Genomic DNA, 21948 nt, shown 5'->3' on the forward strand with positions numbered 1-21948 from the left:
TGAACGGATTGAGAGCGTGCATCTGGCATTACTCCTGTATGTGAGGAGCTGCCACGGTTCGCCGCTAAACGAAAATGGGTGGCAGCTGTGCGCAGGTTAGCGGACCGGGCATACAGGACCCCGGCAGACCCGAAGGTCTCCCACACACAGCCGCCATAAACAGATAGGCGGGCACAAAAAAAGCGCCTGCTATCGCAATGGTGGGCGCTGTGCGCCTGTATGAACTCGGGCCGCTAAACCCGTTCGCTGATGTGCAGCGACGTCGAAAGGGTAACGCTCAGGTCCTTAAAGTGCAACCGCGTGCGGATGTGCTGCTCCAGCTCATTTTTTGCACCTACGGCTTGCCACCCAGAATTTTCTGGGCCATGGCAACCAGTTCCTTTTTACGAGGGCGATAAGCCCGGTCTTCTGACACGTTAATAAGCGCCAGGAAGTGTTCGGGATCAAAGGTGATCACCTGCTCATACAGCTCCACGTTGACTTTTTTGCGCTGGGTGAAAACGACCATTTTCATGGTCTCGGTGATTACATTGTCGGTACTGGTGATGGTGTGGTGGATGTAGCTCACATTGATGTTCAGGAAGTCTTTATCGTTTTTCGGTCTTAAGACGCCTTTCTGGCCACCCTCGGCATCTATCTGCGCTTCAGGCAGGTGTTCACGCAATGCCTTCAGCAGAGCTGGATTGTTGTGAACCCGCTGCCGGGTGATGGATTTGGCATTGGCCATGTAGGCGAAAATCCACGGGATGTTGAGCAGGGTCGCAGCTTTGTAGAGATGCCCTTGATGATCGCGGTAACTGTTCAACATACGTTCGGCAAAGGCGTTGCCGATTTTTATCCCTGTCGATTCTTCGATCATGTAAATCACTTGGTCAAAGTGATTGATCAGCAGATTTAAAATACTGATAGCGATCTTTGAGCCCGGCGTTCTCCGGCCATCGCGGTCAGGGTTTCGGTCGGGGTTGGAGTAAGGGCAAAACTCATACGACTCATGATCGTATTCGGCCAGGTAAGTCACTGACTTTGAGTAGTGCTTGGCGTAGGGGTCTGGTGTGTGGGCCAGCTTTTTGTAGAGGCCGAGGATCTGGATAGGATTCTCGCAGGCCGGGCACACCGCAAAGTGTAACGACCCTTTCCCAGGCTTGCCTGCCTGGTAGTAGGGTGCTTCTTTCAGTGTGTCGCGCTCAAAGTTTGTCACTGTAATTTTTGTACGGGTGGTTTGGCCCACCTTGGTTTTATACACATCCATCTTCAGATCCTCAGCTTGAGTTCGTAACGCTGATGCAATTGCACCCACCATTCGACGGGCAGCGTGGGAACGCCTCCATGGTGTTCTGCGAGCTGCAGGCACTGCAACAAGGTGGTAAGTGGCAGTGAAAACTCGTGATGAGCGTCTTTAAGCGCGAAAAACATGTCTTCTTCGCACGTGGGGCAGCCTGATTTATCAGGGGTTTCAGCGTTTTTTTGAGCGATCGAATTCAAGCATTGAGTCGGGTTTTTGGGGGCTTTCATGGGGCTTTCTCCTGAGCGCTATTTGGTTAAAAACTGTTTCAAACCGAAGCATCGCAGCGCGCGCCCACCAATCCATGTCTGCTCAGCGCTTCAAATAACGCGCTCTGCGCGTCGGATGCTTGTGGATGATCTTTCAGCCACGCCTCAAGCACAGCCCGTAATTGGCCTTGAATATCGCGACGGTCAACGGCTCGGTTGAGTACTTCCTGCAATTGCTCGATCAGCACGGGGGCGCAGACTTCGAGAGTGTGCAAAGCGTCTTCACCCGGTTGTTGAAGCAACTGTGTGAGGCTTTCGATCAAGTTCTGGGTCAGGGTGTTGAGTGTTCTCATACCGGAGGCTCCAAGGCCGTGGTGGGGGCAGGGAAGGTGATGCTGTGAGGTTCGATGCCGCGCAGCCGGTCGATGCGGGCGGCAATGTGGATGGCGGCGTCCAGTTCGTTGAGCCCAAGGCTTTGCATCACGTCGTAGCGTTCTTTCTTTTCTTCGGGCTCGGTCATGGCCAGCGCTAAATAGAGGCTGGGCGGTACCGCGCGGAACAGCACTTCCATGCTTTTGGACAGGAGCACGCCCTCGGTGTATTTGCCGCTCTCCTTGCGTGCCGACAGCATCAGGGCTTTTTGCGCGAGGCTCAGTTCGCGGAATTTGGAGATTTTTTCCACTTCATCCGGCGGCATGTTCAGGCAGATCCACCACTCGATCATGTTCAGCATCGGTGCGGCCGCAGGCGGCAGGTCATCGACGTTTTGGGTGGCCAGCCAGAACCAGGCGCCCAGCTTTCGCCACATTTTGGTGATCTTGACCACGTAGGGTGAGAGCAGCGGGTTTTTGGTGATGATGTGGCCTTCATCGGTCAGTTTGACGATGGGGCGGCCTTTGTATTGGTCGCGCTCGGCCATGTTGTTGATGGTGTTGAGCAGCGAGATGTAGGCGATCGACAGTTGCGCGTTGTAGCCCTCTCGCGCATAGGTCGCCAGATCGACAATGGTGATGTCGGCCTCGGGCCAGGGCGTCCCTTCACGGTTGAAAATGTCGCCATCGGCGCCCATGCAAAACAGGTCCATGGATTCGGCCATTTCCTGCATGCGATTGCGCCGGATTTCAGGTGAGTCTTCAACTTGTGCAGCGGCTTTGAGTGCGTCGCGAATGTCTTGGGTCAGCACCGAGTGGCCAGCATGGGCGCAGGTTTTAGCCGCCGCCAGAATGCTGTGGCGGATGGCGCTGCGGTCGGCGCGGGTCAGGCGTTCTTCTTCCTTGGGCTCGCCGCCGGTAATCATCAGGCGAGCAGCGATTTCCAGTTCGCCCAGAATGTCGCGTTGCTCATCCTGGCTGCTGGTGTGGGCGTCAGACGACTCGACATCATCAGGTGCCAGTACTTTGATCGGGTCTGAGCTTAGTACCAGACGTATGGCATCAGCAAAGGGCGCCAGGCTGACCCCGGAACCCGGACTCAGCTTTACCCGATTGACGGTCAGCCCCAGACGTTTGGCCAGGTCGCCGATAAGTCCGAAGCTGTTACCGGCTTCGACAATAAACAAGCGCGGGCGGTACATCGCAATCAATTGGCTGATAAGGCTGCACAAGGTCGCCGATTTACCGGCGCCGGTTGGGCCGAACACGAACAGGTGGGCGTTCATTTGCCGATCGAGCTTGTTCAGCGGATCAAAAGTCAGCGGAGCGCCGCCCCGATTGAAAAAGGCCAGGCCAGGATGGCCGGTGCCGGTGGCGCGCCCCCAAACAGGGGCCAGATTGGCAATGTGCTGGGCGAACATCAGTTGCGTGTACCAGTCCAGCGCGCGACGTTGGTTGGGGTCGAAGTTGCCGGGTAGCCAGCGTAAATAGGTGTTCAGCGGTGCCACTTCATCGCGGGGTTCAACCGGCTCCATGCCCGCGCCCAGCAGGGCGGTGCTGAGCTGCAGGCTGCGCTCTTGCAGTTGTGCGTGGTCGCGACCGCGCAGATAGAATGCCACGCTGCCCCGGTAGAGCTTGTGTTTACGGCCAAGCAATTGGCGGGCGGTGCCCACATCCTCACGGGTCATGATGGAGGCTTGTGTGTCGCCCACGGCTTTGCGCGACAGTTTTTCCAGATGACTTTCCAGCGTGTCTTGCGGTGTGATCACCAACGTCATGCACAGAATGGTGTCCTCCGGCATTTTGTCGAACAAGGCGTTCAGTGCATCACCGCCCTTGCGGGTTTCGCCGGTGAGGTGCCCGGTCTTTGGGGCATCGCGCAAACGATCAAGAATGATCGCGCGGTGGGGCATGCCGTCGAAGTACCACAAGCCCTTGTCGGTATCGGACATCGGTTCGCGATAGAACAGGTTTTGCGAGAAGTCGGTGCCGCTGGCCAGCGGTAGTTCGTCTTCCGTCAATCCGGGCACGGGTTGGCAGACCAGGTCGAAAAAACGACGAATATCAGCATCGCTGGGCCCCAGATGGTCAGGGCGAGGGTTGAACCAGTGAATCAGCCAGTGGCGGATCGCGTGAGCGTCCATGCGATGGCTTTGAATGCCAGCGTTGGCCAAGCCGCCAGTCAGGCGATCGCAGATGATTTTGAGGTACGGGCCGGGTGCTTGGCCGCGCACGTCTGTATCTGCGCCTTGAATGCGGCGATACACCACCAGCCGCACGCGGCGTTGCTGGCCTCTCCAGGGCAGTTTGCTGACCGTGGTGTCTTCGAACAGGCCACCGGGTTTGGAGATAGCGTCCAGGTGTTGTTGCATCAACTGCAGATAAAGATCGGTGAATGCCGTGCCCTTGGCGCGCGGGCGAACGTAGTCGTGCAGTTGTTGTAAATAATCGTCCCAGTTGGTTTCGTCCTGAGCGTAGAGCTGGACGACCCATGGCGAGGTTTCCAGCTCGTCAAAAGAGTCCTGCAGTGCGTTTTCCAGTGCATCACGGACTTTGCGTAGCCATTGCGGGTCGCGGCCCTCGGTGCCGATGGGGGTTAACTCGAAGAACGCGGCGCGAGAGACGCCGTCTTCCAGCAGCATGGCTTTTTCTGCGGGCAAGTAATCCACCCAGGGCAGCAGGTCGACGAAGGAGTCATTTACCTCGTACAGCTTGGCCACGTCGGCGGTGGTGGCCGGTGTTTGCTTGGGGTTGCGCCAGTCCTCCGGCGAGGGAATGCCCGTTTCGGCGAGGCGCTCGAAGTAGCGTGCAGTTGCGGCTTCGCAGGCCTCAGAGGTGTGAGCGTCGTTAAGGTCAGGCTCTGAGCCTTGGCGCGCTTTAAAACGTTCCCAAGGTCCCATCAATAGTCCTCCGTCCGTTCGCCGGGCATGGCGTATTGCACCCGCTGATACAGCGGGAACACGGTGGAGTAGCCCGGAATGGGCGCCGGGTCGGAGCCCGCCAGGTGGGGGAAGACATACATCACCAAATCAGGGTTGGGCAGGCGCTTGAACTGGCTGTAGATCTCGTTTTGAACGGTACGGGTGAAGCGGGATGTGTCCGCCGGATTAGCCTCCAGAGGTCTGCGCAGAGTTTGTCGGGCAACGGTCAACAATCGGCCTGTGGTGCTGGTGCTTGATCCGCTGGTGCCTTGTTCCCACACGTCCATCATCGTGTTGTCGCCATGGGGCAGCAACTCGTCCTTGCTGGTGGAGCAGGCTGAGACGAGAAGGGTAATGGCAAGGCCAGTTCCCCATTTCAACGAGATGTTAATCAAGCGCAGTCGAGACATGGCGGGCTCCTGAGCGATAGTCGACCTTGCGGCCCTTGAGTTCATAATCGAGGGTCAATTGCTGGTCCAGGTGCACCGCGACCTTGGCGCCGGGCTGCACGTACACGGCGGCAAACGCTTGCCCGTAGAGTTTGTTGACCCAGCCGGAAACGTCGCTGACGCCTTGGCCGATGATCTTGCTCATCGCCTCACTGCCCGATATCCCGACGGTGCCGACCGTCCCGGTTTGAGGGTTCACGAACGAACTGGTGTTGCCGTCCGACTTGATGAGGGAGGCGGCTCCGGCACCCGCAGCAGTGATCAATACTTGTGAGCCGATGTACTGCGAGGCGTTGCTTTTGCGTTCGCCGCTGATGCAGGGAATGCCGTAGGCATCGCTGATCCAGCCCAAGCCGCCCTGAATACTGCTCTGGCTGCTGTTATTACTGTTCTGGTTGCCCGTCGCTTCATCTTGCGGAGCCGGCAATGTGCGCACGGTGCCGTCGTTGAACACAAAGGTCAGGCTTTTGATTTGCCCGCGTACGCAGGACAACGTCCAATCGCCTGAGGCTGTGCCGCTGGCCACCGCACCGGCCACGTCGGGCAGGTCGATACCATTGGCGGTGAGATTGTCTGGGCCGATCAACACTTTGAACGGGAAGGGGTCATTGACCGTGCCATCGATGGGCACCCGGCCGATCAAGGCAGACATGGCTACCGAGCCCATCAGGGTTGAGTTTTGCGGCAGGGTGTAGACCTTACGCACGTGTTTGCGGGCGTCTTGGGATGAGGGTTCGCCCGTCACGGCTTGGGCCCCGGCGTTTAATGCGTGCTGGCCCCGGTCCAGGGTTTCGCCAAATGAAGTCGGAAAGCTGAAACCAGTGGCTTTTTGGTTCGAGCCTGCAGCAATGGGTTTGCCATTGAGATCCACGGGCGTTGCGTCCTGCGGATCAATCCAGACCACGTCTAACCCCGGTGCGCCTTGAAAGGCTTGGCCATCACCCGGATGGACACCGAAGCCGATCGGCAAATCAGAAGCAGAACTGCTGGTATCCGGTTTTTTACTCAGGGTGCTGTATTGCTGTTGCAGGGTGTCAAAGAAGCTTTGGTTTTGCCGTTGCGACTCCTGTTTCAGGACTTCCTGCGCATTTTGCAGTTTGGTTTCGACATTTTTATCGATGTTTTGCAGGCGCTTTTGCAGCTCCAGATTTTGCTGCTTGAGTGAGTCATTGTTCTTCAGCGCATCGCTGACCTGGTCTTTGAGTTGTCGGCTTTCCGCCACAATCGTGCGCAGCGTGTCGCCAGGCGTATCACCGTCGACGCCAAGTTTTTTGGCCTCGCCCGGATTAAGCGTGAGCGTGCCTGAGCTTTGATCACCCGGTTGAGAGCCACCGCCACTGGCCAGCTTGACCAGGACAATAACCGCCAGAATCGCGAACGGAATGACCAGAAACTTGATCAGCGGATTATTCTTCATGGCGCGCTCCTCTCGGATCGATCTGCCCGAGGGTGACGGGCAACAACGATTCGGCCAAGCCATGGCCACGGGTCACCAGGTACACCGTTGTGGTGTCACTGGCATTGCCCTTGGCACCCAGATAGAGATGCTGGAAAGTGGCGGTGACGAAATCGCCCATCAGGTCACGCGGGTCGAGTGCCAAATGCTCGGTACTGGTGTTGCGCAGTTTCACCGCGGTCACCCAGAACTCGTCGAGCCGCCAAGCCCCCAAGGCTGAGGCTTCAACGGGTAAAACGGGCAGTAGGGTAGTGAGGTCCAGACGACGTTTGAGGTTGACCTGGGCAATGCCTGGCACCGGCTCAACGGTGCGTAAAGGTGTGTAGAGCATCTGGGCGGCATAGCGCGTCATTACTACGGGTAGTGGGGTTTCGCGCGGGGCAGGTGGCGAGTGTTCTTCGGTGTTCTGCGCGGCGGCGTGAGTGATTTCGGGCCTGGAGCTGGCCTGTGCATAACGCTTGGCCGTAGTGTCACCGGCCACAATCTTCATCGGTTCCAATGCGGGCTGGTCTGGCTGGCCTGTCGTCGCGATGATGTCCACCAGCATGATCTCGCCGGTGGTCATGTCCTGCAGTTGCAGGCGGGTCGGCTCGATAGGTTCTTTAGCCAGTAAGTACAGGGTGCCTCCTGTGCTTTGTACGCGCAGCTTGTCGACCAGATGACGGGGTATGCCCACCCGAACGTTTTGATCGACAAAGACAACGCGCTCCTGGCTGACGATCAACGGCAAGGCCAGCGGGATACGCTCCCAGCGCTGGATTTCAACCGCATGGCTGAACCCACTGAAACTCCCCAGCAAGATGGCCATTAGCAGCAAGCGCTTCATCATTGGCCTCCGGTTTGAGCGGTGTCTTCGGACACCTCGATCCGCTGCGGATTGCCGCTGTAGCAGTCCCATGCGAGTCCGAAGGGGTTGGTTTCAGGGTCAATGTCTGAGCGAATGATGTGCAGCGGGTATCGGGCAAAAGCCCGCTTGACCCGCTCGCCGCCGTAATGCTCATCGGCGGTGATGTCCAGGTTCACGGTCCAGTCATTTAGGGTGTTCTGCTGCACATGGGGTTCTTTCTTGTCATCGATCCCGCGCCCGGGAATTTCGAAAACCCCGCGCTCGCGTTTGCGTAACTCGCCACTGTTGCGGCGCAGTTCAAAATCTTTCTGCAAGTAGGCTTTGCAGCTCGGTGTCAGATAACCGCCCAAGCGCACAATGTTGTCCGCGTAATCGGTCTCCCCGTCTGTGGGCCAACGGTTCATCTGCTGAAAGATGTACAGCCCAAAGGTATACACCGACTCCGGCGGTATGTCCCACCACAGCCGGGTGCTGCCCGAGCGAAGGTCGGGGGGAACGTGGATGGTCAGATCACGGGGCGCGCTCTGCCAGCCATAAGCCATGTACAACCCCAGCGTGATCAGTAGGCCAATGACCAGGCGCAGGCTGTAGATATGGGCCCGTTGAGCATCCACTCGTTTGCGATACGTCATTTGACCTCCGAGCGATGGCACGTCCAGGCACCCGCGCGCGTGATCAGGCGAGCGTTGCTCCAGACAGGGATATGCCGGGCGAGTGCCAATTGCATCTGACGGTAAACCCACGTGTCCGGGCGCCCACGCTTCATGCGCCGCAGTACACGGCTGGCAATGCCCAGGCCGAGCACGGCACCGAGCATGGCTCCGGCAATGATCAACGCCCAGATTTGCGTCAAGAGCGCGGCGGGAATCCCCACCACCAACCCGGCCGCGATGCTGAGCACTAGCGTGGTCCACATCTCATCGGCGGTCAGGCCGCCCATTATCACGGGCTGGCTGTTAAGCCTGCCGGGCAGGAACACCAACGTGCCGTCATCTAAAAGCTCGGTCATGGCCCGTACCCGTTAAAGAATGGCGGTGGCCTTGGTCACCAGGAAGATGGCCACACCCAGAATCGCCACCCCGACAGCGGCGGTCCCCCCGAGGTCCATCCACTTTTTCTTGCCGAGTTGAATCTCGTGATAAGTGCCGAAGGCATGCCAGGCAACGCCGCAAAAAATCACCGCGCAGATGATCAGGCCGAGCAGAAGAAAGCCGTCATAAGCGTAATTCTGCATCGTCTGGATCATGTTGATGCCCTCGCCACGCGAAGGCGGTTGAGCTGCAGGCAGTCCAGCCATGGCTAATGAGGGCAGGGCGATTGCACCCATTGCGATGGATGGCGCTGTAGAGAGACGAAGCATGGCCTAACTCCAATACGGTCAACTGAGAACAAAAATGGTGAGAATCATGCAGAGCAAAATGATGCGAGCCGCCGAAGGCGCCGCAATAGAGCGATCCAGGTTCCCGGTGGCCCACCCCCTGTAGCAGCTCCACAAGGCCCAGGCTCCCCATAGAAAACTGATCGCCACGGTGAAGCCGACGAACAACAGATAGCTGGTGGATGCCGGAAACCCACCCGCAGCCTGAAAGGCCGCTGCCTGAGCGCCGCTCATGCTCATGGCTTGCGCCCCTCTGCCGAGTAACTCCCCGACAGCTCAACTGGATCGCGTGGCTGGGCACGGCTGGGGGTCAGATAGTTTTCAAGGCCGTGGCGGATACGCTCGATGTCAGCAGCCAAACGTGGATAGTCAAAGAAGTAGCGCTGGCCCGGCTCGTCAGCCACTTGGGCACTGCGCCGAGCGGAGTCTTCCAGGGCGTTGAGCTGGCGAATCATGATGGCCAGATTGGAGTGTTCAGAGGCGGAGGTCGCCACTGCATGAGCGATCGGCAGGCCGCACCCGCAAGCTGCGATGAGGCCTGTCAGCAAAAGGCGGCAGGTGAGGAGAGTAGGTCGCGGAAACTGGATCACGGCTGATCTCTGGTAATTCGTGTTGCCGCCAGAGTGCCGATTTCAGTGAGGTGCGCGCCGCAAGAAAAGCATATTTAGAGTGGGAGGGATTTCTTCCGAAGGTGTTGCTCCTGCTGTTCGATGTAGATGAGGTGTTTGAAAAACATCAGGCTACCCATGAGTATTGCCGGAAGCGCATCCTAGTGTGCTGTTCTCGAATTAACACTTTTCCGATCTTGGCTACATTTCTTGTGTCATCCAACGTTCGGAGAAGCGCCGGTGAATACCCCAAAGATCACCCTCAATCCAGAAGAACACGCCGAGTTGAGCAGGTACGTTCGGCCACCAACAGTCAGCGCGACGGTCGTCGAGCGCGGGTAATTCTGTTGGCGGCCGAAGGTCGCACTCGAGTTGAGATTGCCCGACTGACCGGTTTCTCGCTCTCCGTTATCACTTGTTGGTGCCAGCGCTTTTTAGCTCAGCGCCTGGAAGGCTTGATCGATAAGTCAGGTCGAGGCCATAAACCTTTCCTGCCCCTAGAGGCGGTGCGCCGTGTTCTTGAACAAGTCACTCAACCGTGTATAGGTGAACCTAGATGGAGCTGCCGGAGCATGGCACGGGCGGCTGGAATTTCAGCAATTGCATTTGATCGCTGACAACTACGCCACCCACAAGCACCCGAAAGTGAAAGCGTGGCTGGAGAAGCACAAACGTTTCCATATGCATTTCACGCCGACCTCCAGTTCGTGGATGAACATGGTTGAGCGTTTTTTTCGAAATATCACGGTGTATTTGCGTGAGGGCAATTTCAGTTCGGTGCGTGAACTAGGGCCTGTACGAAATGTTTTCGAGCGAAGGTTAGGCAAGGCGAAAACAGGCGAGGAAGCGGAGTTTACGGGTTGTAAATGAGCATTCCGAGCCTGTTTTCAACGCCGCATAACCGAGCGCAGATACATTTCGTACAGAGCCTAGAAGCTTCGATTACCGTGTTCCTTGCCCTGCGAAATGCGCAACCTACGCGGTAGGTCTGGAATGCAAAAGGTGAGGAAATATTGAGCAAGATTCAGCGCGCTCGCGAGGCAATGGAATCACAGGTCAATGGGTAATTTATTTCGAAAACAGCACACTGGAGAAGTTCTGAAATAATCAGCGTCCTTTTAAAGCTCTACGAACGAAAGCATAAAAAAACGCTGACTACTTAATACCTTCCTTAAGGCATTCCAAAAAGGGATACCTACTACGACGTGTTTAGATTGAACTGTCTCTCAAGGATTACACCCAACAGCGGCGATTTGTTCATCGGTCATACCTTTAGTAGTGCGCCAAGGTTCTAAAAAAAACTCCCGTGGGCTTTTGAAGTATGGAGAAAGGCATTTGATCTGTGCGGCTAAAGACTCACCGTAAGGTTGTTGGTTAAACCTGACGCTGTCGCGATACTGTCTCAACAACTCAACGGCTGCGGATTTATACTCTTGATTGATAAGGTTCGTAGCGCAGGAGCTGGGGGTGACAGCCAGCGACCATCCATTATCTTTAAAGACCCAGCGAATATTGCTGAAGTACTGGGAACAGGTCACTTGATCCTGCGGATTAAAGGTAAACCTTGCTTCTTTTTGTGGGCCGTCTGGAAACGTTACTTTAACAATCGGTGTAAATGTATGACCTGCGTTGACCACCCAATTCCACTGATCTGTTTTGGCCGCTGCCAATCCACTTATTTGATTAGGCCCGTCAACATAATAGAAGGCTAAAATCGGTAAATTTTCAGCATCATTCCATGTTCCCAAGAGCACTTCATTATGCCGATTAAAGAAGCCATCTCTGATTAACGATTTTGCCTTCACACTGGCGTAGAAATGACTCGCCGATTGGATAGTCTGCGCTCCAACTTGCCTAAATCCACACTGTCTAGTCTCCGCTTTACTCACATCCCCAAAATGACTTACCCACTGTTCAGCGGTAGTAATGCCAAAAGATTCGCACGACTTTTCTTCTACAGGGGTGCCAACATTATCGCCACACCCTTTATCTGTCCTCATCGCTGTATTGGCATCTAAAGGAAAGGAGCACAGTACCTCCGGCAAGTCTGACATCCCAAATTTTTTATAATCTGTAGGCGCCAAAATAAGCCCTTTTATTCCCCAAGCCAATCCAAATTTAGTATCGCTGCGCAAGTAAGAAAAAGGGACTCCCCCCCTTGCCGAAGTGCCAGGGCTCGGCTGCCACGGCAAAAACTTACCTGACGTCGATGTCCCTCGGATCATTAGCCCTGAACACAAATAGGCGGGTCTATCAGGTGTGTTGCAGTATTCTACTGTCGAGTCGTAATAGCTCTCAATTTCACGGACGGTGTCTTCCCCAACGCCTGCCTGTGCATTCAAGTTATTAAGAAACAGTAGAGCCCCTGTAAGTAAGTAGCTACGACGGAGAATGTTCACTCGAAATGCCCCCTTCATGTATCATCAGACGCTTACGGATTACAACCCGCGGCTAATACTTGTGCTTCTGTCAAACCTCGGGCTGAGCGCCACGGTTCCAGATACCACCGAGATTTACCACGGTAATTAGAAGCCAGACAGTTAATTTGCACAGGCAGGGAATCACCCGATGGCAGCGCCTTAAACTGGCTGTCTTGGCCGTGCAGGTCCATAAGCTCTTTGCTGGCCGCTTGACTGTCAAAGGTGCCTACTGTTCGTCCACACGCGCTAGGGGTGACGACCAAGGACCATTTGCCATCTTTTTCTGACCATGTCGAAGCATCAAAGTACTTAGGGCACACGACTTGATCGGCTGGATTGAAGACAAATGCAGCATGATCGTTAATGGTAGGTGGGTAAATTATTTTTATGATGGGTGCATAGTTGTGGCCGGTCTTGACAACCCAATCCTGTTGGTCATGTTGAGCGAATTTCAGCCCACTTCCAAAGTGCGGATCTTCAACATAAAAAAACGCCATAATTGGCAGTGACGTAGAATCGTCTGGCCACGTAGCAAGACGCAACTCATTCTGAGTTTCAAATGTGTCTTTTTTTAGTTGGGCGGATTCATTCATCAACAATGATCTTGCTCGCACACTGGCATAAAACTGCGCCACGCCATCGGCTCCATTACGAGCACTTACATGCCGAAAACCACACTGTTCTTTATGATTGGCGCCCACCTGTAGATAGTCGGCCACCCACTGTTCAGCGGTATGAACATTTTTTAGTTCGCAGGCGGTCTCTCGACTTACAGTTTCCGAATGGTCCCCGCACCCAAGATCATTTCTATTGTTGGTCCATGAGTCAATGGGGAAAGAACACAGGACTTGAGGAGTACGCTGCATTCCCGGCTTCAAATAACTATAAGGCTGGAACACAAAACCTTTAATTTTACTCACGCCGGGATCTTTAAACTTTGTATCGGCACGCAAATATTCGAATGAAACACCACCGCTGATTTTAGAGTCCGGGCTTGGATTCCACGTGTAATACTTAGGGTTGGTTGAGGTGCCTCTTATCATTAATCCAGAGCAATAATAAGCTGGCAGCTTTCCACCATCACACGAGTCTACAATCGCCATATAATAGCGCTTCATCTCAGCAGCAACATCCTCCCCTACACCCGCCACAGCACTAGAGCTCAACAAGGCTAACGCTATTAGATTCAATGCGCGTATAGACAAATAACGCGCAGTGCCCATACTCAATTTTTCATCATCAGCGCATGAAATGCCTTTTATGTTTTTTCGCTTCATCGCAAACGCCCCCGCAGGCTTATTATTCTCTGGACTACCGTTATAAAGGGGGGCTAATAATTTGTATACTGTCACAAATAACAGGTGCTCAGATAAATTTGGAATAGCATCGACTTTATTTATTTTGATTAGGCTCTGTACGAAATGTATCTTCGCTCGGTTATGCCGCGTTGAAAACAGGCTTGGAATACTCATTTACACCCCGTAAACTCCGCTTCCTCGCCAGTTTTCGCCTTGCCTAACCTTCGCTCGAAAACATTTCGTACAGACCCTAGGATGGCAGCTGATTGGAGATCGAAAAATGGTGGGTGCATACGCGGTCTAATTGCATTTGGCGTATAAGAGCACTGTTTACACTGACGTTTCGGTGGTAAAAATTGTAATCGCACGGCAAGCGCCCTTTTTTTCGAGCTAAATAAAACAGATCTATGCGCGCGTTACCACTACAGATACTTCTTAAAACTCGAAACGGTGACATAAACAGCCACCCCCAACATCACTGCACAAGGCCCTAAAATCAGCAACGGACTGACACTCACGGGCAGTGCCAGATAAACCGTCCAAGGTACAACTGTCAGCGGAACAATCATTGCCCGGGCCTTGTGGTACAGGTAACTCGACTCACGGCCTGAGCCAAATTTTCGCAAATCCCGACGCACCAACCCATCGACCAATCCGGTAAACCCCGCCAGTACAAACAGCGGAATGGTCAGTGTCAGGATGACGATCCGTACGCAGAAGGTGAGCACGGTGTAGAGCGCGGCCAGGCCGTAGTCTTGCAGTTTGATCATCACTCGACCGATTTCGTAGCGCAGATCGAAGTTCGCGATCTGTTGGGGTGAGGCATTGCGGGCGTATTGGGTCAGTGCGTTGAGGGTGTCTTGCAGGCCGGTTTTGATCATCAGCCAGTCGTAGACGGTATGGGCTAGCAAAGTGGCAGTTCGTCCGGGCTCTTTAATAACGATGCTGTTGAGCATGTCTTGTGACAGCCAGCCCAGTTCATGCTCAAACATTTGCTGGGCATGTCTCCAGCCCGCCTCGGGCCAGAAGAAATACAGGCACAGCCATTCCACGAGGATGGCGGCCAGTAATGAGCCGAACATCACGCCAAGGAAGTGGAAGGGGGTTGATAAAAGGATGCCCAGAAAGGTTTTCTGACCTTCCTGCTGCTGTTGGGGTTTCTCGGCGATGTCAGCCATGCTTCAACGTCCTTAGGCTTGATCGCTGGGTTTTATGTGGGTGATGTGCCGAAAGTCGTCCATCAAGTCATCAGGTAGCGACTCGCTCAGTACGTGATACCCCGGTGCTTGCCACCACTCGCCGTTACCGTTCGCACCCTTGCGCATGCCTTCAGCCAGCGCCTGGAGGTCTTTGGGCATGACTTCATCGGGATCGCTTGCGGGTAACGGCATGCGGATTTTCCACAGATTGCCACCCTCGATCAGCGCAAAGCATTGCCCTTTGGGCAGGCTCACCACGTGCGCCGGTTCGATCATCGGCGCGCTGACGGTTTGGATCTGGTCGTGGGTGGTGGAGGTGAAGGCGGCCTTACCGGTGATTGCATCGTTGGCGCTGCTGGCGGTGGTGCTGGTGAGCACCTGGACCTTGGGTAATTGGTTGGTCAGCAGCTCTGCCGTGGCGGTTTCACGCACACGCAGCATAAAGAGGTTGTTGAAGTTACCGATGACTTGGCCAGCCTTGGCGCGGCTGCCGATTTTGGCTTCGATGTCGCTCATGGTCTGGGTGTAGGCGGTCACTTGCATGCCCGCGCCGCCGCCTTTGTTGATCATGGGGATGAACTCGTCGCCCATCAGTTCGTTGAACTCGTCGGCATGCACGTTGATCGCGACCTTGCCGCTGGTGGCGCCGGGCAAGCCGTCATCGATGCCGAATTTGTAGATGTGGCCGGCAACGGACACCAGGTCGCTGAACATCGAGTTGCCGACGGCGGCAGCGACTTCAGTATCGGACAAGGCATCAAGGCCCACGTACACCACTGCGCGTTTTCGGATGACTTGCATCCAGTCAAAGATCGGCCGTGGGTCATTGAGGTCCATGTAGTCGGGTGAGAGCAGTTCGGCGATGCGCCCGGTGGTGAGCTTTTCCAACAGGGGCAGCAGGCTGGCGACGATCTTGTCGAAGTAGGTTTTGTCATAACGTACGGCTGAGCGCAGGCCGTCCATGACGGGATCCGACAGGCGTTGCTGGGTGAGGTACATATCGAGTGCGACCACGCGCAGCGGGCGGTCTTTCATGGCGAAACTGAGGTTTTTGCGATCGATCTTGCCTTCAATTTCGACGATGGTTTGCCAGGCTTTGGGGTCATGCTCTGCGAAGTAGCTCTTGGCGTACTCCTCGAACAGCGCGTCGATGTTGATGACATGTTTGAGGATTTGCTCGTAGTCGGGTCGACGGCCGAGGGCGACCAGGGCGCGGGCGATGATATTGACGAATCGCCAGGCAAACTCGCGAAATGCTGCAGAGTTGCCTTCCCCGGATAACTGCCCGGCAATTCGGGTCGCGACCTCGGAGATCCGGCCGAAACGGCCTACGGCGTTATAGCGGGCCGAGTAATCTGGCCAGCCCAGATGGAACACATAGAACTCGTCGAGTCGGCCGGCGCGTTTGCATTCGATGTACATGCGCTTTAACAGGTCGGCGTCGCCCTTGGGGTCGAAGACAATCACCACTTCGCGATCGAGGTTTTGCTGGGCAGGGGCCTTTCTCTTTGAAGGCCGGGTCCGTCGAATATCCTGGGTGATAAACAGCTCGGCCAAACGCGTTTTGCCCACGCGCGTAGTGCCCAATGAATCGCCCCGGATTATCTAGACACCCTGCAAGCTCATTGCGTAACGCTTTTCAAACTCTACCGGCGACAGCTGATTGTTGAAACCATGACGGCGTTTTGCGTTGTAGAACATCTCGATGTAATCGAACACATCACTACGAGCATCTTCCCGTGTGGTGTAGATTTTCCGCTTGATCCGTTCCCGTTTCAGAAGCTGAAAAAAGCTCTCGGCCACGGCATTGTCATGACAGTTGCCTCGGCGACTCATGCTGGCAACCAAATTGTTCGCTTTCAAAAAACTGCGCCAATCTGAACTGCTGTACTGGCTGCCCTGGTCGCTGTGAACCATCACCTCCTGCTTCGGTTTTCGCCTCCAAACCGCCATCAATAATGCATCAATGGCCAAATCACTGGTCATCTGCGACTTCATTGACCAGCCAACGATCTGACGAGAAAACAGATCCAGCACCACTGCCAAATACAGCCAGCCTTCATACGTGCGAATGTAGGTGATGTCGGTGACCCAAACCTTGTTGGGTTCTACGACATCGAACTGGCGCCTCAGCAAATTGGGTGCGGCGACAGCTGGTTTACCGCCGTACTTTCCAGGGCGACGTCGATACCCTGTCTGAGAGCGCAGCCCTTCAAGACGCATCAGCCTCGCCACACGATGGCGACCACAGTCTTCACCGACCTCGCGCAGATCGTCATGGATTTTGCGATAGCCATAAACGCCGCCGCTCTCCAGCCAGGAATGCTTGATCAAACCCAGCAGTCGCTGGTCGTCTTTGGCGCGTACCGATTGCGGCTCAGACAGCCAGGCGTAATAACCGCTGGGATGGACTTTCAGCGTCAGGCAAAGCCGTCGAATCGAATAGTCGCCCGCATGCTGCTTGATAAAGGCGTACTTCAACCGCACTCCTTGGCAAAGTACGCGGCGGCCTTTTTTAATATGTCTCGCTCTTCAGTGACGCGCTTGAGTTCCGCCCGCAGACGACGCAGCTCAGCGTGCTGATCGTAATCCTGCTGCCGTTCTTCTTGAGGTTTGCTGTAGCGCTTTATCCAGGCATATAGGCTATGCGTCGACACGCCGAGACGGGCCGCTACATCAGCGACAGGCAGCCGCTTTTCGGTCACTTGATTGACCGCTTGGATTTTGAATTCTTCGGGATAACGTGGGTTGCTCATGGCACCTCCTAATTGGCCTCAGTTTAAGGCAAAGAGGTGTCTACGAAACCCGGGGCGATTCACGACGAATCGCTTTTAAACCCATGCGCCGGAAGTCACTCGGCTTAATCTGATAAGTCTTTGTCAGCAGATTTGGTGCCACAAATTCTGGTGCCTCCTGCTGGTCTGAGCCCAGTAAATGCCAAGCCTGCCGCCAGTACCAATGCTATAACCGAAATGACCAGCGCGTGATTGAGTCCTGGCAGGAATACCAGCGGTGATTCACCTCTGATCAAGTAACCGAACAATGCCACGCCAACAATGCCACCGACTTGTCGACCTGCATTGAGCAACCCAGAGGCAATGCCTGCCTGACGGGCTGATACGGCCGCCAACGTCGCACTGGTGACAGTAGGAATAGTCAGCGCAATGCCGCTGCCGGCAAGCAGCATTGGTACAACCAACCAACCATAGGTGTGGGTAGTCAGGGCGGCTAGCATCAGTAGATACCCGAAAGCAGCGATCAACAGCCCTGTGGTTGCCAATGTTCGTCGGTGTATGCGGTCCACCAGCCTGCCAGCCAGGATATTCATCATCATCAATACAGCCATCATCGGCAGGAAGGCGATTCCTACCTGCCTAGGAGAGAAGTGCTCGATGGTTTGGAAAAAAAGGCTTAGCGCGAAAACCATGCCGTAAAACACTAGGTTCGCCAGCATGCCGATGATGGCTGCGCTGCTTAATACTGGATCGCGAAAAAGCGTCATGGGTAGCATCGGATGCGCAGTGTGTGATTGCAGCCAGACGAACAGCCCGCCCAGCATCACGCACATCAACATCGCGCTATAGATCGTTGGGCTTGCCAAACCCAGTTGGCTTGCTTGAGTCAGGGCAAATGTGAAGCAGGCCAAGGTCAGTATGGCTGTGATTTGCCCTGGGATATCGAGGCTTCGATCAGGCTGAACTGGAGATTTGGGCGCATACCGAGCGGTCAGCCACAGGCCGATGAGTCCGATTGGCAGGTTGATGAAAAACAGACTGCGCCAGCCATATGAGGAAATAAGCAAACCGCCAATGACCGGGCCCGCCGCCAGTGCGATACCTCCTCCAGCTCCCCACCATCCTACGGCTCGGTTACGCGCAGCGTCATCATCGAATGCCTGCTGAAGCAACGATAACGACGTGGGTACCAGCAGCGCTGCACCCACTCCCTGAGCCAGGCGCCAGGCAATTAGCGTTGCGAGACTCGGGGCAAACCCACAACCGAGTGATGCGATTGAAAAAATGCCATACCCGAGCATGAATACGCGCTTGGCTCCCAGCTTGTCTGCGAGGGTGCCGGCCAAGAGCAGCAGTGAGGCGAATACCAAGGCATAGGCATTGACCACCCACTGCAGGCCGGTGATGTCTGCACCAAGGGTCAGACGCAAGTCTTGCAAGGCTACGTTGACCACACTGACGTCCATGAGGACCATGAAAAAACCTAGGCACGTTGCGAACTGGACAAGCCTTGATGTAGAGCTGGAAATCGCTGGCATAGCACCTGCCTCCTGTTTGAAGGTCGTATAGTACGAGGTGACGCTCTGTGCGAAAATTCAGCAAATGCGCACTACAGACTGGAGAAAATGCACAGATGTTTGACTGGGAGAGTATCCGTATCTTTCTGGCTATTGCTCATGCAGGCAGCTTGTCGGGCGCGGCGCGGGCGCTGAAGGTCGATCATGCGACTGTCAGCCGTCGTTTGAGTGCGCTGGAAGGTGATCTGCAGGTGCGACTTATCGACCGGCTTCCACGCTCATGCCGATTGACCCCGATCGGGTTGGAAGTCCTTAAGTTAGCTACCGAAATGGAAACAGAGGCCTTCGCGATAGAGCGGGTAGTGCGGGCTGAACAGTCACCGACCTTGGGGCGCGTGACGCTAAGTGCTCCGCCGGTGCTGGCCAGCAATTTTCTGGCGGGAACGTTGGGACTGTTTCGTCAACGGTACCCGCTGGTGCAGCTCTCCATCGTCAGCCAGGCGCAAAGCGTATCGCTAGTCCGTCGTGAAGCCGATATCGCCCTACGTCTGTACCGTCCAACCGAGCCCGATAATGTCATTCGAAAACTCGGTGCCATGCCGTTCGCGCTGTATGCCAGCTGCGACTACGAACATCTTGCAACGCCTGCTGATTGGGCATTCATTACCTATGAAGAGGGGTTGGCCGACATGCCTCATCAGAAATGGATGGTCAATACTGCTCAAGGCCGAGTCATCGCTTGTGAGGTCAGTGATATCACCACCCAACACGCCGCAGCGCGCACGGGCGTGGGTGTTGCTGGCTTGCCGATCTTCATTGGCGACGCCGATCCGCAGTTGCAGCGTTTGCCTTTTGAGGGGGAATGTTTTTGTCCCGAGATTTGGCTCGTTGTGCATGCAGATTTAAGGCATTCGCCGCTGCTGCGCGACGTGATGGGATTCATTGTTGAAATGATTGGGCGGGAATTTGACGGGCAGAACTTATTGACGGGACACCCTATCCCAGCATTTTGAGCGTACTGGCGCAATCACGGGCCCTTATTCTTCCTGTGGTAATAAAATTTTTAATGGCTGCTTACTATGTTTATGTTGAACGTGGAACTTAAGATTAAGCTGTGGCTATAGACTATTAGTGCGGGTGTGCTAATTGATGATGAGGCTACTGATGTTGTAGCTTTACTTTGAAGTGTGAATGCCTCGTTAAAAACAATGGGTGCGAGAATCTTCTGTGCAAAATGTATAATGCCTATTGCAAGAGAGTTGTTGGGTTTTTAGTTGCTATTTGAGTGTGGTGGCGTGGTGTGTTTGGTTAAATATAAACGGATCTCTGATTTAGGACTTTAGTCTAGGGAGGTGCGGTAAGCGTATGGCAGCGTTATTTAAGATCAATAAACCTCTCATAGTGCTGGTGTCGTTGCTGGCGGCCGCGACTTCAGCGCTTGCTGATAAAGCGGATCCCATTGGCGATTGGTGGCTTATTTACGGTGTTGGCACTGGGAAAAACAATACTGTGTTTGTCGCCGATCTTCCTTCCATGCTATACGGAGTATTACGAGAAAGTGGGTCATGGCTCGGACTGCAAACTTGAAGCGACGGTGAACAAGGCTAAAAAATAGTACTTTTCAGAGTTGAGGATGAGAAAGTGTTTCATGGGAAGTGCCTCAATATTCCTTATGTTCCTGGTTATATCCCTCCAGGTTTTTAACGCCGCATGAAGCAGAGCATAAAATACCAAAAACTTAGCAGCTAACTATCTGAGAAGTGTTTGGCGTGCCGCACGCGTCGGCACATTAAAACTGCGTGGCAACGATGACACATGAATACGCACTGTAAATGGTGAGGTCTGCGTAAGTGTCTGCCGAAGTCACCTTGTGTAGCTCAGGCAGATACCCATTGATGTGACAAAGAATTGGTCAGTTTTACTTAGGTAAATTGTAAGCGCTCCATGAATCCCACTTTTACAAAGTTGGTCGGGTTGCATCATGATTGCAGGCTCCTGAAAGAAATCGGGAGCACAGAATCACTCATCAGGTTTCGGCTGGAAAGTGAACTTTATGGCGTGCTTACAAGCATCAATCAGATCGCTGTAGTGCAGGTTCGCTTGTTTGTTGGTTTTAATACAGCTTATGGGTCACAACGATTTTTATTTGGGGTGGCTGGGGCAGGGGGATCATTCTGGTTCACCTGGTAGGTATAAGTTTCTCCTGCCGGGTAGGGGACTGTGGTTTCGGTCAATACGTTATAAAGGTCAGGCCTGCGGTTGATGATGTAGCTTGTTTCGGGAGGTTGCGTACTTGGAAAGTCGCAGATAATACAATCGGCAATGAGCAAGGTGTCTTCATTGCGTACCGCTTGGACCAGCGCTGAACCATAGGGGTCGCAGATTATGCTGTTGCCGGTGTACTGCAATACCTGTGTCTGGACAATACCTTCAAGGCTATATTCCCAGTCAGCACGGTTTCCATAACTGCAGAAATTTTGATTGTGAAGTGCGTTGGCGGGGATGCAGTGCAAAGCAATATCAGGGTAGGGTTCGGTTTGCCCTGGAAGCGTTGAGGCGGGTGCTGCTGTTGGCAATACAGTTAAAAGCGCACCGTTTAGCGCCAAGCAACGAGCGACTTCAGGAAATTCGGCGTCATAACAAATGGCAATTCCTACAGGAAATCCATTTATATCAAATGTTCGGTAAGGGTTTTGGAGTGGGTCGTAAACGGATTTCTGCATGTTATAGGTTGGGGTTCTAAACCAGCTATATTCTGCAATGCCCCACAGGTGTGTTTTGAATTGGACACCAAGAAAAGTGCCAGTATGGTCAAATACCAGCGCGGCATCATATACACCGGGATTTCCTGTGGGGTCGACACCTTGATAGGGAAGTGGGCAAACAATCGCCATGTTGTATTTCAAGGCCAACGCTGAGATCGGACCTCCTGTTTCATGAAATTTATGCTCAAGCAGGTATTGGGCAGCGGCTGCGGCAATGTCGGCAGATTTCAGTTCATAGCCGGACAAAAATAGTTCAGGGAAACTGATGAGTTGAACGTCAAATTTAGCGGCTAATGTGCAAGCGGTATTCATGGTCTCTAAGTTGAATGTGATGGCTGCTTTAACGGAGCTTGCTGTAGCTACCTGGCTAGGGCCTTGCGCAATGGAGTAGCGGACTCCCTTGTTTTTTGCAGGAGGATTTAATTCGCGTAGATAAGTTTGAATCACTGGAGCATAGGGCTTGAGTTTTTTATTTTTTCGCATGGAAATATTC

Annotated in this window: 21 protein-coding genes and 2 pseudogenes; 4 read left to right on the top strand and 19 right to left on the bottom strand. The window is 54.3% G+C overall.

Annotation, left to right across the window (positions count from 1 at the left end; genetic code table 11):
• Positions 1-334 precede the first annotated feature (334 nt).
• From RHM56_RS09200 to RHM56_RS09255, 12 genes are read right to left on the bottom strand one after another with little or no spacing between them, the layout of a single operon-like run.
• Positions 335-1300, bottom strand: coding sequence for a hypothetical protein (locus tag RHM56_RS09200; protein ID WP_322240725.1), 966 nt, complete (start codon positions 1298-1300; stop codon positions 335-337).
• Complete coding sequence (locus RHM56_RS09205; RefSeq protein WP_322240727.1) at positions 1252-1512, bottom strand: hypothetical protein; 261 nt, start codon at positions 1510-1512, stop codon at positions 1252-1254. The genes RHM56_RS09200 and RHM56_RS09205 overlap by 49 nt, the downstream gene beginning before the upstream one ends.
• Positions 1513-1550: 38 nt before the next feature.
• Positions 1551-1844: a hypothetical protein gene (locus RHM56_RS09210; RefSeq protein WP_322240729.1), complete on the bottom strand. Its 294-nt coding sequence runs from the start codon at positions 1842-1844 to the stop codon at positions 1551-1553.
• Positions 1841-4762, bottom strand: coding sequence for a conjugative transfer ATPase (locus RHM56_RS09215; RefSeq protein WP_322240731.1), 2922 nt, complete (start codon positions 4760-4762; stop codon positions 1841-1843). The genes RHM56_RS09210 and RHM56_RS09215 overlap by 4 nt, the downstream gene beginning before the upstream one ends.
• Positions 4762-5193 (bottom strand): TIGR03751 family conjugal transfer lipoprotein, encoded by a 432-nt coding sequence (locus RHM56_RS09220; RefSeq protein WP_322240733.1) that lies wholly within the window; start codon positions 5191-5193, stop codon positions 4762-4764. The genes RHM56_RS09215 and RHM56_RS09220 overlap by 1 nt, the downstream gene beginning before the upstream one ends.
• Positions 5171-6649, bottom strand: a complete 1479-nt coding sequence (locus RHM56_RS09225; RefSeq protein ID WP_322240736.1) for a TIGR03752 family integrating conjugative element protein — start codon at positions 6647-6649, stop codon at positions 5171-5173. The genes RHM56_RS09220 and RHM56_RS09225 overlap by 23 nt, the downstream gene beginning before the upstream one ends.
• Positions 6639-7517, bottom strand: coding sequence for a TIGR03749 family integrating conjugative element protein (locus tag RHM56_RS09230; protein WP_322240738.1), 879 nt, complete (start codon positions 7515-7517; stop codon positions 6639-6641). Before RHM56_RS09230 ends, RHM56_RS09225 begins: the two co-directional genes overlap by 11 nt.
• Positions 7514-8167, bottom strand: coding sequence for a PFL_4703 family integrating conjugative element protein (locus tag RHM56_RS09235; RefSeq protein ID WP_322240740.1), 654 nt, complete (start codon positions 8165-8167; stop codon positions 7514-7516). Before RHM56_RS09235 ends, RHM56_RS09230 begins: the two co-directional genes overlap by 4 nt.
• On the bottom strand, positions 8164-8544 hold the full coding sequence (locus RHM56_RS09240; RefSeq protein ID WP_322240744.1) for a TIGR03750 family conjugal transfer protein: 381 nt from the start codon (positions 8542-8544) through the stop codon (positions 8164-8166). Before RHM56_RS09240 ends, RHM56_RS09235 begins: the two co-directional genes overlap by 4 nt.
• Before the next feature lie 12 nt (positions 8545-8556).
• Positions 8557-8895 carry a TIGR03745 family integrating conjugative element membrane protein gene (locus RHM56_RS09245; RefSeq protein WP_322240748.1) on the bottom strand — a complete coding sequence of 113 codons (339 nt, stop codon included), beginning with the start codon at positions 8893-8895 and terminating at the stop codon, positions 8557-8559.
• Positions 8896-8913: 18 nt separating this feature from the next.
• Complete coding sequence (locus RHM56_RS09250; RefSeq protein ID WP_123749957.1) at positions 8914-9153, bottom strand: TIGR03758 family integrating conjugative element protein; 240 nt, start codon at positions 9151-9153, stop codon at positions 8914-8916.
• Positions 9150-9461 carry an RAQPRD family integrative conjugative element protein gene (locus tag RHM56_RS09255; RefSeq protein ID WP_416194894.1) on the bottom strand — a complete coding sequence of 104 codons (312 nt, stop codon included), beginning with the start codon at positions 9459-9461 and terminating at the stop codon, positions 9150-9152. Before RHM56_RS09255 ends, RHM56_RS09250 begins: the two co-directional genes overlap by 4 nt.
• A 272-nt stretch (positions 9462-9733) precedes the next feature.
• Here RHM56_RS09255 and RHM56_RS25935 point away from each other — a divergent pair, with 272 nt between their 5' ends.
• Both RHM56_RS25935 and RHM56_RS25940 read left to right on the top strand, forming a co-directional pair.
• Positions 9734-10138 carry a helix-turn-helix domain-containing protein gene (locus RHM56_RS25935; protein WP_416194909.1) on the top strand — a complete coding sequence of 135 codons (405 nt, stop codon included), beginning with the start codon at positions 9734-9736 and terminating at the stop codon, positions 10136-10138.
• Positions 10119-10310: pseudogene (locus RHM56_RS25940) on the top strand (transposase); the annotation flags it as partial. The gene RHM56_RS25935 and the pseudogene RHM56_RS25940, both read left to right, overlap by 20 nt.
• 437 nt (positions 10311-10747) lie before the next feature.
• Here the strand turns inward: RHM56_RS25940 and RHM56_RS09270 are convergent.
• The 6 genes and pseudogenes from RHM56_RS09270 to RHM56_RS09295 all read right to left on the bottom strand — a co-directional run bounded on the left by RHM56_RS09270 (position 10748) and on the right by RHM56_RS09295 (position 18711).
• Positions 10748-11920 carry a hypothetical protein gene (locus tag RHM56_RS09270; RefSeq protein ID WP_322240750.1) on the bottom strand — a complete coding sequence of 391 codons (1173 nt, stop codon included), beginning with the start codon at positions 11918-11920 and terminating at the stop codon, positions 10748-10750.
• A 32-nt stretch (positions 11921-11952) separates the two neighbouring features.
• On the bottom strand, positions 11953-13413 hold the full coding sequence (locus RHM56_RS09275) for a DUF2599 domain-containing protein (RefSeq protein WP_322240753.1): 1461 nt from the start codon (positions 13411-13413) through the stop codon (positions 11953-11955).
• A gap of 248 nt (positions 13414-13661) precedes the next feature.
• Complete coding sequence (locus RHM56_RS09280) at positions 13662-14417, bottom strand: TIGR03747 family integrating conjugative element membrane protein (RefSeq protein WP_322240755.1); 756 nt, start codon at positions 14415-14417, stop codon at positions 13662-13664.
• Between the two features lie 12 nt (positions 14418-14429).
• Positions 14430-16025: pseudogene (gene traD, locus RHM56_RS09285) on the bottom strand (type IV conjugative transfer system coupling protein TraD); the annotation flags it as partial.
• Positions 16026-16043: 18 nt separating this feature from the next.
• Positions 16044-17194 (bottom strand): IS3 family transposase gene (locus RHM56_RS09290; RefSeq protein WP_322238188.1). Its coding sequence is split into 2 segments (ribosomal slippage): positions 16044-16951 and positions 16951-17194, totalling 1152 coding nucleotides; the frame shifts between segments, so codons are not numbered across the junction.
• A 104-nt stretch (positions 17195-17298) separates the two neighbouring features.
• Entirely contained in the window at positions 17299-18711 is a 1413-nt protein-coding gene (locus RHM56_RS09295; RefSeq protein ID WP_322240757.1) for an MFS transporter, read from the bottom strand.
• Positions 18712-18806: 95 nt separating this feature from the next.
• Here RHM56_RS09295 and RHM56_RS09300 point away from each other — a divergent pair, with 95 nt between their 5' ends.
• Together RHM56_RS09300 and RHM56_RS09305 are read left to right on the top strand one after the other, a co-directional pair.
• Positions 18807-19703, top strand: a complete 897-nt coding sequence (locus RHM56_RS09300; RefSeq protein ID WP_322240761.1) for a LysR family transcriptional regulator — start codon at positions 18807-18809, stop codon at positions 19701-19703.
• 352 nt (positions 19704-20055) lie between these two features.
• Positions 20056-20277: a hypothetical protein gene (locus tag RHM56_RS09305; RefSeq protein ID WP_322240764.1), complete on the top strand. Its 222-nt coding sequence runs from the start codon at positions 20056-20058 to the stop codon at positions 20275-20277.
• Positions 20278-20813: 536 nt separating this feature from the next.
• Here the strand turns inward: RHM56_RS09305 and RHM56_RS09310 are convergent.
• Positions 20814-21938, bottom strand: a complete 1125-nt coding sequence (locus RHM56_RS09310) for a nitrilase-related carbon-nitrogen hydrolase (RefSeq protein ID WP_322240766.1) — start codon at positions 21936-21938, stop codon at positions 20814-20816.
• Positions 21939-21948 lie beyond the last annotated feature (10 nt).

It is taken from the genome of Pseudomonas sp. CCC3.1 (assembly GCF_034347405.1).
Taxonomy (GTDB): Bacteria; Pseudomonadota; Gammaproteobacteria; order Pseudomonadales; family Pseudomonadaceae; genus Aquipseudomonas.